This window comes from Amycolatopsis sp. cmx-11-12 (assembly GCF_046269425.1).
In the GTDB taxonomy this organism is placed as follows: Bacteria; Actinomycetota; Actinomycetes; order Mycobacteriales; family Pseudonocardiaceae; genus Amycolatopsis.
This window is the reverse complement of record NZ_JADNQM010000025.1, coordinates 109,095-122,764: the sequence shown is the minus strand read 5'-3', so window position 1 is coordinate 122,764 and position 13,670 is coordinate 109,095. Positions and strand designations below refer to the sequence as shown.

Genomic DNA, 13,670 nt, shown 5'->3' with positions numbered 1-13,670 from the left:
CTGGAGCTGCCCGAAGCGCTTGCGAGTTCCTCGGGCGGGGGAGGTTGTCCAGCCGGCCTTCGTTTCTTTCTCCTGCGTCGCCAGGCAGTCCGTTCCTGGCAAATCAGGAATACCGCTTTCCGGCCCGGTGAGGGCAAGGTCAACATCGGGTGAGCCTTGGCTCATCAGGGCTTTTGTCACTCGTCCGGGTGTAGGAATGAGTAGAATTGCTCGCGCGCATGCCGTAGCGAATCGTGTTAGCTGGTCGGTATGGAGGGGTGGGAGATTCCGTACCGGCACAGCGTCCAGACCGCCTTGGATCTTTTGAGAGGCAGGTGGACAGTCGCAGTCTTGGCCGGGCTTGCTCGCGGCGAGACGCCGTTCAAGGAATTGCTGGCCTCGATCAACGACGTCGAGAAGCGCACCGACCGAGACCGCTTGCTCTCGAACCGAGTGCTGAGCGACACCCTGCAGCGTGCTCGCGAGGACGGGCTCATCGAGCGGCACGCCGAATCGGGCAACTTCGCGACAGTTTCGTACGTGCTCACTCCGACGGGACGGTCGTTGCTCCGCGCCATCCGGCCGCTGGCCGAGTGGGCTCAGGGTTACCAAGCAGAACGCCACGCCGACGAAGCCGACCGCCGAGGCGCTTAATCCGCCCTGGCGGATGCCGTACGGCGAGGGTCCGGAATCAATGAACGAACCCTGTCCCGCCCAGCGTCCTTCGCCGCGAACAGGACGTTGTCCGCCGCCACGAGCACATCGTTGAGGGTTTCGCCCACCTCCGGATAGGAAGCTACGCCGATTGAGACACTAAGGTGTAAATCACCCAATTCGTCATCGAACCTCATCCCGCGAACCGCCTCGCAGACACGGTCCGCGATGCCGACCGAGGCCGCCGTATCAGCGCTCGGCAGCAGAACGACGAACTCTTCTCCTCCGAAGCGCGCGGCGATGTCGTACGACCGAACGTTTTCGACGATCGCCTGTGCGATCTCGCGCAGGACCCTGTCCCCGGCAATGTGTCCGTAAGTGTCGTTTACCGACTTGAACTTGTCGACATCGATCATCAGCACGCCGATCGGCGCATGGTGATGCCGAGCTTTGGCCATCTCGTTCTCCGCGAGAGTCTTCCACGTCTCGGCGTTGAGCAAGCCGGTCTTCCTGTCCGTCGTCGCGGCGGCTTCGAGCTGCCGAACGAGAACGCTGCGCGTCAGCACATACAGCGGCAGCATGACGAAGACCAGCGCGAGCGGATGCCAGACCATCAACAACGTGACCAGGACCCCGACACACAACGTCGCGAATTCGAGGCTGTTCTCGCTCCAGCTGCCGACCAGCGCCCCGATAGACCGCCTGCCAGGCGACAACGCGATCACCCCGGCGACCAATGTCGAGTTCACCAGCCAATAGCAGACGACTACCACGGCCAGACCCAACAGGGCGCCGTCGTCGATGCGTTCGAGAGCTTGGACAGTGGGGAGCCAGCGGGCCACCGCGATGGCCGAACAACAGGAGACGACCACCGAGCTCGCGCTGAACACCACCCGGTAAAGGCACATGCCGGACACTCGACGCCAGCTGCGCCACCACATGTGCCCATAGAGGATGACCGCGGTCGCCGCCGCCAAAGCCGGCGTGACCAGCAAGGCCGCCGCGAGTGTCCAGACCGAACTCATGTTGACGTGCGGTGTATCGGAGAACCGGCGCCGCATCTGCTCGACAGCCCGGGTCACTTCCGCCGCGATGAGACCGAGCACCACGAGGACACCGAACCGGAAGAGATCAGATCGGCTCACCGGCGTGAACTCGTCCAGCAGAAGCGTGAAGACGACCGCGGCGATCTCGACTGCCAGAACGAAGGCGATCACCCGTCCCTGCAGCGACCAGAGCTTCCACCGTGTGACATTCCAAATACGTTCTGTATCACCGGAGGCCTCGCTGGTCACATTGGAGGCTCTGACCTGCATACTTAAGTCGCTTGCGTCCCCAGGCGGTCCTCCGGCGGACGCCGTCGTCGAGGTGTTCTCAGCGGGTGGGCCGTCCAGGCAGTCCGTTCGCTGGGAGGAGGGTTCATCGATGACCAACAAGGACTGGTGATCTCGCGCGTCCTCATTCGCTGAACCACGCTCGCTCCCGGCTCGCCGCCGGGAGCGGGTCAGGGCCCACAGCACGCTGATCCCCGCCGCCACGCCGATCGCGACGGCGCCCGCGGCGGCAACGGCTCTGAACGGCCCGAACTGCTGGGCGGCCAGCCCTCCGCCCAGGATCGCGATGCCCTGCGAACACTGCAGGCACGTCGACATCCGACCCATCACTCCCCCGCGACGGGCGTCCGGCACCAGATCGACGACAACGGTCTGCACCTGGATGAGAAAGGCGGTCGAGACAGCGCCGGACGCGGCCCAAAGGACGATCGAAGCAACTACCCCCGGTTCGGAGACGCAGGCAGCGAGAGGCAGGCCGGCCACCACCGCGAACAGCAGCGCGGTGAGCGGCGTAGCGGGCAAGTGAAACCGCGTCGTGAGCCAGGCGCCGATGGCGCTCCCCAACGGGTCAGCAGCAAGCAGCAAACCGATGCCGAAGGCGGAGATCCCCAGCGCGTGTCCATACGGCACCGCCAAGCCCTCGGGCACGACGTAGACGCCCACCAGCAGGACCAGGGCGTAAAGCAGGAACCACGTTCGGGCAGGCGCTTGCGCTGGCTTCTCTTGCTCGGTGTCGGTTCGGCTGACCGACCTCGACGACACGCCCTTAAGGATGATCACGGCGCTCAGCACGAAGGTGCCCGCATTCACCAGCATTCCAAGATGCGGTTCGATCAGCGTCAGCACGAGCCCGCCGGATCCGAAAGCGACCACCTGAGCGACCTGACCGGTGAACTGCCGCAGTGCAAGCCCGGCCGGGAAGTCCTCGCGTCCGAGGACCTGCGGCAGCAACGCTGACTGCGCCGCTTTGAACGGGCCCGCCGCCGCGCTGAGCACCGCGACACACGCCCACAGCACAGGCAGCGGCAGCCCTGGCAACGCCATCGCCGCAGCGAGGACCGCGCGAACGACGTCGGTGACGACAAGGATCGCTCGCCGTGGATAGCGGTCGGCGAGACCGGACAGCAGGAAGCCGCCGAGCACGGATGGGATGAAGGTCAAGGCGTACGTCAACGCGGTCAACGCCGCAGACGAGGTCTCCTTGAACACCAACAACGACAACGCGACCCGGGCGATCTGGTCGCCGCCGATCGACAGCAACTCGGCGACCCAAAGCGCCCGGAATTCCGGGTTTCGCAATGGCACGGCAAAGCCGGCACGGCGGCGCTCCGCCATATCCGTTCCCCCTACACGCAACTCCCAGGCGACAACTCAGCATGCGGTAGCGCGGTCACGCTCCCGCCGGACTGACCATGCCGGGTCGTTCGTCCCTCTCCCGAAACTCACGGTATGCCCGGTGTGTCGTCAGGTGACCACGATCAGCGACTTTTCGCCCGTTTGTAGTACCTGACTACTCAAGGTGATCAACTTGTGAGTTGCCTGGCCAGAGGGACTTTCGAGCGATGATGACACCGCCGCGGCAGGAGATCGCGAACTCGCCGTGCCGGTCGATGTGCCGGACGAGCAGCTCATGTGCACGATCGATCGTCGCGTCGAACGGGACGCCGCCCTCGTCGGCCCAAGCCCGATAGGAACGGAGGTGCGCGACCACAGGGGCGGGTTCGCGGACGGTGATCACGCCGGGAAGATCGACCGCGGTGACCTGCTCGAAGTATGGCTCGAGGAGGCGAGGCGCGTCTTCGAGCGCGAACCGCTCGCTGAGCGCCACCCGCCTCGGCCCGTTGTCGATGCCGAGGACGTCGCCGGCGGCCGTTGACCAGAGGTCGTCCAGCTCGACCTTGTCGCTGTGCGCGTTCGTCGAGACGAACACGAGGCCGCCGGGAACGAGCGTCCGGCGGATCTCTTCGAGTGCCGCGGGCAGATCGGCGACGTGGTACAGCATGTGCAGCGCCAGGACGACGTCGAACCGTCCAGACGCGAAGGGCAGCGCCGCCGCGTCAGCCGCCACGGTCGGCGGTGGCAAGGGCGCCAGGATCCCCGGCGAGATGTCAGCTCCGATGACGAGCGCCTGCGGACGCTCACGACGGATGCGGTCGAGGAACTTCCCGTTCCCACAGCCCAGGTCGAGCACGCTCGTCGCCGATGGCGGCAGATGTTCGAGGACGATGCCGGGCAGGTCGTAACGCGGCTGCTGCCAGCTGTACAGCGACTGCCGTGCGGCGAGATCGGCCTCGTCCTTATACGCACTTCCAGCGAGCTTGGCACGGCTCGTCGTGTCCACGCCCTCAGGTCGTGACGTCACTTCGTGACCACCGTCGATCCCGGTGGCAGGGCGGGTGGCGGCGCGCAGAACTCCCGGATCTCGTTGCGCAGCCCTTTGGCGCGAGCCGTTGTGAGGTACTTCGTGGAGCTCAATCGATCTCCGATGTCGCGGGCCCTCTTGACGATGCTGGCCGTTCGGCGCACCTGAGGCGCGGCGAGAACGGGAACCAGGAATGACTGCGTGGCGTCCAGATCGCCCAGGACCATGTGTGCGCCAGCCAGATCGAGCCGGGCAGCGAAGATGTCTCCCGCGGAACGATCGGCGGGGGCCGCCGCCTGGTAGACGTCAAGCGCGAACTGCGACTTTCCGATGGCCTGTTTCGCCAGTGCCGGACTGCTCTCCAAGGTCAGCAGCGTGGTTCCGGCGTACACCGACTGCTTCACCGCGGGAAAGGTGAAGACGCCGGAGTACTCCTCCATCGTCGCGTCGGCGCGAGCGTTCTCTGCGACATCGAGCGCGGTCAGCGTTCCTTGTTCGTCACCGCGCGCCGCGCAGGCCCGCGCTTCGAGACTCGCCAGACGAGCTCCAGTCGTTCCACGCGGCCGGAACAAAGCACCTTCCTGTGCCCGTTCGACAGCGTCCTCGAGCCGGTCATCCCAGTAGGCGATCAGGCTCTGGAGCGCCTTGATCCAGCCGAGCATGTCCTGATGTCCGGCGAGCTTGGCGTACAGCCACGCGGTCTGGGCGTGGATGTCGGCGGCGCGGTAGTCGCCGAGGTCCAGCGACACGTGTGCCTGCAAGCCGCCGAGCCTGCTCGCGTGCAGATAGAGGTCACGAAGCTGGTTCGGGATCCGGTTGCTGTCGAGCAGTCGGAAGACCTCTTGGCGTAGTTCCCGAATTTCGCCGAAGACGTCGACCAGCGGCCGGGAGATGTAAGCCGCGGCGATCCTGCGGATCTCGGAGTCGAACTGTTCGACGGCCTCGTTCGTCGTTCCCGAAGACGCGATCATGCGCGCAGTCCGCGCGGCATCGCGCGCGTCCTCGGCGACGGCGTGCCGGCTGAGCTCTGCATCTTCAACCCCTTCGGTCGATAGCGGAGAACTGCTCAGGACCGTAGCTCTCCCCAGGCGACGACGAGCCAGTTGCTCCTCCTTGGCTTCGCGCCAAAGCGCGCACAGCCGCCCTGCGGCACCAAGGGCCTGATCGAGTGCCTCGACGAGGTTCTGCGACGGAAGATTCCCACCGGCCCGCTCGGCCATGGAAACGTAGTTCCGGGTGTACCCCACCCGCTCACCCAAGCCGGACTGACTCAAGTCGGCCGCACTCCGGAGCCGCTTGATCTCCCCAGCGAGACGGGCGTGCGCCGTCTTCGCGGTGACACTCTCGTCGGCCATGTGGTCTCCGGCTCTGCCAGGGGGTAAATGAGGGTAAATATCAAACGTAGCGACGTTACCCCGTTACGTAACTATAGCCGGTCACGCCAGAGTGGTGACAGCCCAGGAATCCACTCGCGTCCGGAGGTCAGTAATGACGACAACCGTCTGCAAGAGCTCGAAGCGCCACGACTCGAAACGTCGGCTGCCGTTCTGGCTGACCAAATCGCGAGCCAACCCATCGCAGGATCCTGAACCCGTCCAGTTGTATAGCTTGCTGACGCTGTATCTCGCCGTGCACGCGCCTTTCCCCGACACCGATCCACTCCACGGCCGATGCTCGTGCTGCGGACAGTCCTGGCCGTGCGTTTCCGTCCGCCTGGCCTATCGGCTTCGCGAAGGCTTCTGAGCGAATGCCGTCCAGCAGGCCGCGATGTCGATGTTCTGGTCTGTCGGCGCTGCCGCAGTCACCGTTTGCCTGATCTGGCTCATCATCAGCCGGCTCAGAAGGCGCCGTCGAATTCACCTGTTCCGAGGGCAGCCGTACTGGGCGGCTTTGGCGATCGTCGCCAGGGTCAGACAGCAGCGACAGAATGAGGAAACAGGATGGCCTTCGGCAGAGCCTGACGTACTGGACGACGAGCCAAGCGACGTCATCGTTCTCCCTCCACAGCCACGGCCCTACCTGGAAGCCCTACTTCCACTGTCACACGAAACCAGCAGGCCGTACGGCGGCTTGTCGAGTAACCCGAACAGGACTTAGCCATTCCCGTGACGAAGCCGAGGCGGGTGACCCGGTCATGGAAAAACCACCATCGATCCGGTCGTGGAACTGCGTGATCGTCGACAGCGACAGCCCGTTGGGCAAAGTCGCCTCTTCGGTAAGCGACCTGACCGCACATCTGCCCGACCCTGACGTCACGTTCGTCTGCTCAATCTGCTTTGGCCAGCAGTGGCCGTGCGAACGGTTTGACCTCGCTGCAAGGGACGTGCTCGCCGCCCGACTCTCGCTGGCGGCACTCGTCCCAGCCGAACTCCACCACCGACTCTGGCCACAAAGTCCTCTGTGGCCATGACCAAGCCCGACCTGAGAAAGCGATCCATCGTGTTCAAATCGGCACCGAAACCACCGACACAAGCCAGGCACGTCGAGGAGTCCACAGCCAAGAGCCGGGAACTCGGTGCCGCGTTGCGGCGTGTGCGAGAAGCTTCCAACCTGGCTCAAGTCGATATCTGCCGCCCACTCGGCTGGGGAGCTCCGAAAGTGTCTCGAATGGAGAGCGGGCAACGCGAGGGATCCGTTCTAGAGGTCGTCGCCTACTTGGCAAAAGCCAAGTCGGCACCAGCCGAGTTCGATCGCCTGACGAAGTTGGCCGAGTCATCAGCCAACGGCTACGACCTCCAACGCCACCCAGAGAACATACCCGATCTGCTCCCGACCTTCGATTTCCTGCACACGAGCGCCAAGACCATGACGTTCTACGAACCGCGGCGAATCCCTTCATTGCTGCAGAGCGAGCAGTACGCGGAAGTGACGCTGCGACACAACCGGAACCCCAAGGACCCACTCGTCAAGGAAGCCGTGCAGGCACGGCTCTCGCGGCAGCAAATACTCCAAGGCGTTACAGCGAGCTTCGAAACCACCTTCTACATCGACGAAGTCGCTCTCCACGACCCGACCATGCGCAGCGTCCTGAATGAACAACTCCTCCAGTTGGTGATCACCTCGAGCGTCCCGCACTGCCACGTGCGCATCATCCCGACCGACAGCTTCGACGAAGATTTTCAAACGGCTTTCGGCCTCTTCGAAGACTACGACGGCAACTCCGTCCTCGCCGTACACACCGCCACCGCGATGTTGGTACTGGAAGAAGCCGAAGACATGGCACCGTATCTGCGGCAGCTGAACGAACTTCGCGAGACCGCCCTGGGGAAACGGGAATCCGCCGAGAAGATTAACCTTGCAGTCCACCTGTGAGATATCGAGTCGCCCTGCCCAGGTGACATGCAGGTTTCAATGCCCCCCCGCGGACAGTGGCCTACCCCACCCGCGCAACTCCTTGAGCCCTTCGATTGTGCTGCGGACACTTAACGACTGGAGTCGAGGGAAACTTCCCACACTAGCTCACTGGGTACGGATACCCACGCGTGGCGCGCAACCAGTTATGCCTTCTTGACATCTGCGAGGGCGGCTATTTGGCGACGTACCTGCAGTTCTCCTTGCCTTCGATCAATACCAAGCGGTCAGTTTCGTCTGTGACAGAACACCGGATCACCACAGCACCCGCAGTGCCCGAAAGAGTTACAGCAACAGTGGCCCCCTTCGGCACGATGATCTTCTTAGAGAATGGTGTGCGACTGTTCGGCAAGGTCTCCGATCCTACGCCGCCAGCCGCCAAGGGGTCGGTATATGAGACATGCTCACCACCGACCCCACCGACATTGAGGGTCACTGTCATTGGCGGCGTACTCGACAGGGACGCGGCGGGCTCTGCAGGGCTCCCATTGGAACAACCGGCCAGCAGCAGTGCCGCAGCTCCGGTGACGATGTACGCCTTCATGAGGCGTCAGTCGGACACAGACCCGGGATTGTTACGCATACTGCTGCTAGCCGCAGCGTCCTCGACGCCGGCCGTCTCCAACTCCTTGTTCGGACAACGCGCGAGACGCCCCCAGCCAGACAGTAGGGCGTTCACAAACCTTCGCCGGGCACTTTGGTCGCGGCCGCTCCAACGTCCTGCACGCCGTCAAAGAGATCGGCATCCGCATGCGATCGATCAGTGTCCTCATCAACCAGGCCCATCGGTTGCTTCCGCCACCCGACTGGCCAGATCAAGAGAAATGCAGGCACGAAGGCAGTCCTCAAACAAGGCGTGTGGCTGGCCTCGAGTAACGGAGCGCCCGCCCGCGGCCGGACATCCCTCGTTCTCGCATCAAGTGCCTGCAACGCCGCACCAGCGCCGACACCGACTGATCAACTGCTATCGGGCCCGCCAGTTACATTCAGGACGTGCTTGACGACATACAGGCATGAAAGAACTCGACAAGGGAACGCATCGCAGGAAGAGTGGTGGGCAGCATGCCCCTTCGCTGTGGTCTATGTGGACTACCGCACCGCTGGCGGTCCTGTTCGCAGGAGGCCTATGCGTCCTGATCTTCTGGGGTCTACACAGGCTCGCAGGCGATAGCAAGCCGCCAACAAGCAATCTGGATCTGATCAAGACAACCCTTACTGTCGCCGCTCTTATCGCAGCAGTATTGACAGGTGTGTACGCATACAGGAAACAAAGGGTCGCCGAAGGCGATGCCAGCCGTGCAGATGCCCAGCACCTCGCCGATCTATACGCAAAAGCAGCTGAACAACTAGGGCACGCTAACGCTGCCGTCCGACTAGCCGGCGTATATGCCATGACACAACTCGCCGACGACTGGAAGTCCAGACGGCAGGCATGTATTGACGTATTGTGTGCATATGTTCGCATGCCTTACGATCCCAGCCCGGAGTCTCCAATATACAAAGAAGGCGAAAGAACCGTACGCTCCACTGTGCTTCGAGTTATCCGCGAGCACCTGAAGAACCCGAGCCATTGCGACACATGGTGCGGAAGCGATCTAGACTTCACCGGTGCATACTTTGACGAAGGGAGCTTCTCGGAGTGCAACTTTATAAAGTGCGAAGTCCTCTTCGACTACTGCACCTTCACCGGAGGGGCCACTTACTTTTACGACGCGAAATTCAGGGATGCGGAGATTCATTTCTTTAATGCCAAGTTCAAGGATGCCACAATCCACTTCGACGACTCCAGTTTTTCCAGCGTTCACCTCTACCTCGTCGATAACAACGCCGACTCGAGCAGGTTCAACTTTGAAGACTGCTCATTTGAAGGGTGCGTACTGGATCTATGCAAAAGCAAATACTTACGCGCTGACATCAACTTTACGGCTGCCACATTTGATCACGAAACGTCAATAAGTTTCAAGGGTTCGACGTTCGAATTGGGAAGCATAGAGTTCACTCGGGCAGCCCAAGATGATTGCAGGTTTGACCTGCACGAATCTCAGACCAAATCCACTTCAGTAGACCTAGGCCCATTCGTCGAGACGCAAGGTCCTAATCTTTCAATTTAACGAAAGAAATAATACCGAATCTCGCCCGAGCCTCAAACCTCCGCCGCTCAGGCGGAGACGTCCAGTTTGCACTGTTAGGGCACCCTCCGCGGCCGGCCGCCACCTACGCCTTGGCCTGGCCGCGCTCGTTCCCACGTCCGGATTTCTGACTCGCGCGAGGGCGACCAACCAGGCGTCCGACCGACGACAACATCCGGATCCGGAAACGGGTGATCAGCGGCGTAACGGCGTCGCCAAAGGGCAACCGTCCGATGCGAGACCCTGAACCACTCCCCGATTTCGACCATCCCGAGATATCGAAGGGTCAGCCCTTCGCCGGCCGGACGGCCATCTTCCACCCGATGGTTTTCGCCGCTCACCAGGCTGAAGCTAACAGGGACCTGCGCGTCCGACTCGGACCAGCGGCATCGCGGCATGTCTCGCCTCAAACAAACCTTGTTGACTAAGTATACAAAGTTTGCTTACCCTGAACCTTGTTTACTTAGTGCTCAAGGTTTCTTGGGAGGCGCAATGCGGCACATCAACACGAGGTCGTTGGCTGTTCGGAAGCGGTTCGCGGGGCGTCGCCATGGCCGAGCACGCTGAAACAACCTGGTGCCCGCCCGAGCCGCGTGAGCTTCCCGCCTTGCGCGAGCACCTGGCCGAGTACCTAACGACCTCCGTCGCTCACCTGTTCACCTCGGCGATGGTCCGCGAAGGCCGAGGAACGCTTCGCCCGATCGGCGATCCGGACATCGGCGCCGAGTTGATGCTGGCAGACGAGTACCGGCGGCTCCATCAAGCGCGGCTGTTCTACGTCACCAACGACATCACGTCGCTCGTTCACCATGCCGCCCGGAATCTTCGGGACCGCTGGGACATCGAACCTCAGGACTTGCCCGCGCTGACCGGCTTCATGCTCTTCGCCGAACCGCTGGCGACCTACGCCAGAGAAGACGGCAAGGAAGTCGCCATCGTCGCCGTCTCCTGGGGAGAAACCACCCTCATCAGCCATCCCGACGGCGGACTCTGGCTGACCTTCTGGAGCGCCACCGACTTCGCAGCGGTCATCGCCAAGTTCCGCGCGGCGGGCTTCCCAGCGGCCGAAGCGGCCCGGCTCGCGCACGCACAGAATGCGGAGCTGACCTGGGACAACGAGATCTACATGCCCTGGGGAGCTACCCAAGCCGTCGTCCCCGACGAGCCGGGCGGGCAGGTCCTTGACCCAACCAAGGTCTCCGCCGCCAAGACGACGATCGACTGGCTACGCGTAGTCCACGCCGGATGGATCTTCTGCCAGCCGAACGGCTTCACGGACGTTACCGACGAGCACCTCCCGAAGACCTTGCGGAAGCGGTCCGCGCGAGCCGGTCACTCCACGGACCCGGTCCGAGTGCTCTCGGTCAGCCGGAAGGCGCCACCTCGACCGGCGCGGGCCTTCGAGCCGACCGGACGCACCGTGGGTGTCCGCTTTCCCGTCGCACCGTTCCTTCGAAGGCAAGCATACGGACCCAACCACTCGCTCCGCCGCTGGAAAGTCGTGTCCGGCCACTGGCGCGGTCCGGCTGACGCACCGGTCCGGATCGGCAAGAAGGTCAACCTGATCGACGCTCCCCCACCTGAGCAACAAGGCAGGAAACCATGATCGCAGTCAAACGACCGAATCCGACCGACGCCGTCATGTCGGCGGCCCATCACTGTCTCGCGGCCGAGAACTTCTTCGCTCGTGCCAAAGAGCTTTTCGACGAGATCGCAGATGTTCCGCGGCAACGGAACGGCTTCCATCGTCGCCTGGTCAAGAAGCTGGAACGATCGTACGAGAACTATCTGGAGTGGGCACGTTTCCACCTCCAGATGGCGGAGGTCATCACGCAGGGCAGCAACCTCGTGCTGACGTACAACCACGTCTCGTCCACTTTGGACCCACGGCTTCTCGGTACGGATGTGGCCCACGAGGTGGTCTGCTGGGATGGGTTCATCGGCGGACAGCCGCGCGACGGCCGGGAGCGATGGCTAGCGAAGCCGGGCACGGCTGACGCCGAGTACTGAACCGGTCAGCTCACAGCAGGTCTTCGTAACCGAGGTCCGCGGCGACGTCCTCGACGAAGTCTTCACCTGGAACACCGGGATGTTCGTTCTCAACGTCCCAGGCCGCGTCGCCGACGGCGTCGCCACCTTCTTCCAGTGCGTCGACGACCATCTCGACCAATTCACGGGCCTCGTCATCATCGAGGTCGAAACGCTGGGCCGCGTTCGATGCGGCTTGTTCGAGGTCCTGGTCGTACCACGGAGGTTCGTACATCGGCGGGCTCCTTCGCTGGTGTCTGAGCCCTCAGAACATGGCGTTCTCCCCGTGCGTTCGATTCACGCGGCCAACGTCGCGCTCAGAATGGTGGCGGCCAGCATCGGCGGCGCGAGCGGTATACGACCGTCACGAAGGCTCCAACGCTTCACGAGCAGGCCGAGCCCGGCGAGCAGGGCGGCCAGCAGATAGGAACCGACGATCCCGGTCAGGAGCCACTTCCACCCCAGCCAGCCAAGCAGCATCCCCAGGCTCGGCGCCAGCTTGACGTCGCCGGGTCCTGGATCGCCGGTGAGGAGGAACGACACCAGCAGCACGCCGCCCCACACCATGGCCCCGACGAGCGCCATGGTCAACGACGGCGCCGAATCGGTAATCAGCGCCGCGGTGACCAGCGTGATGACCACCCCCACGGCCAGGGGCGCAGTGAGCCAGTCCGGTACCCGGTGTTCGACGACGTCGACAGCGGCGGCCGGCACGCCGATCATCGCAAGGAGGGCGCCTGCGGCAACCAGACTGGGCGGCCAAACGGCGGCAGCCGCTCCGATCACGGCGGCTGCGGCCACAATCGCGATGTAGTGTGCGCGCTTGGGCGTTGTGTTGAGAGTGGCACGGAACAGCAGTGCCGATACCGTGGCCAAGCCGCCGCCGAGGACGAACCCCACGACGATGCGCAGGTCGATGTTCATCTAGCGGTCGCAGCCCTCGTCCATCCGGTGATCGTCACACGGGCTCGGCGGCTGGCCTGCCGAATCGGCCTTCACGTCGCTCGACCGTGTGAAAGTCTTGCCCGCAGGCCGAACCGGACCTCGGCGCCGTACCAAGAACCGACTTCGTTCGAACGTGCACGGCGGTAGTGCCACCCCGGATGATTCGAGACCGCGAACCCACGGCGGCACTCGCAGGTAGTCACGCACCACCACCCGGGCCGCACACGCAAACCCGCCTGGCCCACGGGAGGGAAGTGGTCGGCGAGCGCCCCTGTCGCCTTCGTGATGATCTCGCCGAGCGAGGAGCCGCGAACAAGCAGCTGACCGTGCGCCTCGTGGTGTTCGGCGACCCATTCGACGTCGCACAGCTGAGGTTCTGAAGTCGCACTCATACCCGAGACAAGCCCCGGTGATGAGTCGCGCGATGCGGTGAAGATCAGTCGTGATCGAGCGCTTCGAGGCCCTCGCGTTCGCCAGCGGGGATCGTGGTCATCCAGGTGTCGAAGTCCTGCAGGACCAAGAGCCGGCCGGACCTCGCCGGCTGCACGGTCACCGTCGCGCCACCGACAAGGTCGAGCCGGAGACGCGGGCCATCGAGCCGTGCCGCGGTGATGTGGAGCGCCCGACGTCGGACAATCGCCTGGTCGAAGACGGGTAGCCGCGTTTCCGGGTCTTGGTCTGCCGCACTCAGTGGCCGGATCCAGAAGAGGGCGGGCTCGTCCGTGTCCCGACGTATGTGCCTGGCCAGCGCGACCCGTTGGCCGCCGTCGATATCGAGTTCAGCGCCAGGCAGCAGGTCGTCAGCCCGCTTCTGTGTGCGGCCGGTGACCAGGTTCTCAAGGATGCGCTCGGTCTCGTCGAGGTCGATCTCACGATTCACGGGTCATC

Annotated in this window: 11 protein-coding genes; 5 read left to right on the top strand and 6 right to left on the bottom strand. The window is 63.4% G+C overall.

The features are described 5' to 3' along the window. Positions 1-249 precede the first annotated feature (249 nt). Positions 250-633, top strand: a complete 384-nt coding sequence (locus ACLARN_RS29510; protein WP_240600638.1) for a winged helix-turn-helix transcriptional regulator — start codon at positions 250-252, stop codon at positions 631-633. Here ACLARN_RS29510 and ACLARN_RS29505 read toward each other — a convergent pair. From ACLARN_RS29505 to ACLARN_RS29495, 3 genes are all read right to left on the bottom strand, one after another. Then, positions 630-3,302, bottom strand: coding sequence for an MFS transporter (locus ACLARN_RS29505; protein WP_409494732.1), 2,673 nt, complete (start codon positions 3,300-3,302; stop codon positions 630-632). The genes ACLARN_RS29510 and ACLARN_RS29505 overlap by 4 nt on opposite strands. Positions 3,303-3,477: 175 nt before the next feature. Continuing rightward, on the bottom strand, positions 3,478-4,329 hold the full coding sequence (locus ACLARN_RS29500) for a class I SAM-dependent methyltransferase (protein WP_409494731.1): 852 nt from the start codon (positions 4,327-4,329) through the stop codon (positions 3,478-3,480). Next, positions 4,326-5,684, bottom strand: a complete 1,359-nt coding sequence (locus tag ACLARN_RS29495; RefSeq protein WP_409494730.1) for a helix-turn-helix domain-containing protein — start codon at positions 5,682-5,684, stop codon at positions 4,326-4,328. Before ACLARN_RS29495 ends, ACLARN_RS29500 begins: the two co-directional genes overlap by 4 nt. Positions 5,685-6,735: 1,051 nt before the next feature. On the opposite strand from ACLARN_RS29495, the gene ACLARN_RS29490 reads away from it, so the two are divergent. The 4 genes from ACLARN_RS29490 to ACLARN_RS29475 all read left to right on the top strand — a co-directional run bounded on the left by ACLARN_RS29490 (position 6,736) and on the right by ACLARN_RS29475 (position 11,819). After that, entirely contained in the window at positions 6,736-7,641 is a 906-nt protein-coding gene (locus ACLARN_RS29490) for a helix-turn-helix domain-containing protein (RefSeq protein WP_409494729.1), read from the top strand. Between the two features lie 1,052 nt (positions 7,642-8,693). Continuing rightward, positions 8,694-9,791 (top strand): pentapeptide repeat-containing protein, encoded by a 1,098-nt coding sequence (locus ACLARN_RS29485; protein ID WP_409494728.1) that lies wholly within the window; start codon positions 8,694-8,696, stop codon positions 9,789-9,791. A gap of 568 nt (positions 9,792-10,359) precedes the next feature. After that, positions 10,360-11,415: a hypothetical protein gene (locus ACLARN_RS29480; RefSeq protein WP_409494727.1), complete on the top strand. Its 1,056-nt coding sequence runs from the start codon at positions 10,360-10,362 to the stop codon at positions 11,413-11,415. Continuing rightward, positions 11,412-11,819, top strand: a complete 408-nt coding sequence (locus tag ACLARN_RS29475; protein ID WP_409494726.1) for a hypothetical protein — start codon at positions 11,412-11,414, stop codon at positions 11,817-11,819. The genes ACLARN_RS29480 and ACLARN_RS29475 overlap by 4 nt, the downstream gene beginning before the upstream one ends. Before the next feature lie 10 nt (positions 11,820-11,829). Here ACLARN_RS29475 and ACLARN_RS29470 read toward each other — a convergent pair whose 3' ends face one another. The 3 genes from ACLARN_RS29470 to ACLARN_RS29460 all read right to left on the bottom strand — a co-directional run bounded on the left by ACLARN_RS29470 (position 11,830) and on the right by ACLARN_RS29460 (position 13,662). After that, on the bottom strand, positions 11,830-12,072 hold the full coding sequence (locus ACLARN_RS29470; RefSeq protein WP_409494725.1) for a hypothetical protein: 243 nt from the start codon (positions 12,070-12,072) through the stop codon (positions 11,830-11,832). Positions 12,073-12,134: 62 nt separating this feature from the next. Next, positions 12,135-12,761, bottom strand: coding sequence for a prepilin peptidase (locus ACLARN_RS29465; RefSeq protein WP_409494724.1), 627 nt, complete (start codon positions 12,759-12,761; stop codon positions 12,135-12,137). Between the two features lie 457 nt (positions 12,762-13,218). After that, complete coding sequence (locus ACLARN_RS29460) at positions 13,219-13,662, bottom strand: hypothetical protein (RefSeq protein WP_409494723.1); 444 nt, start codon at positions 13,660-13,662, stop codon at positions 13,219-13,221. Positions 13,663-13,670: the final 8 nt, after the last annotated feature.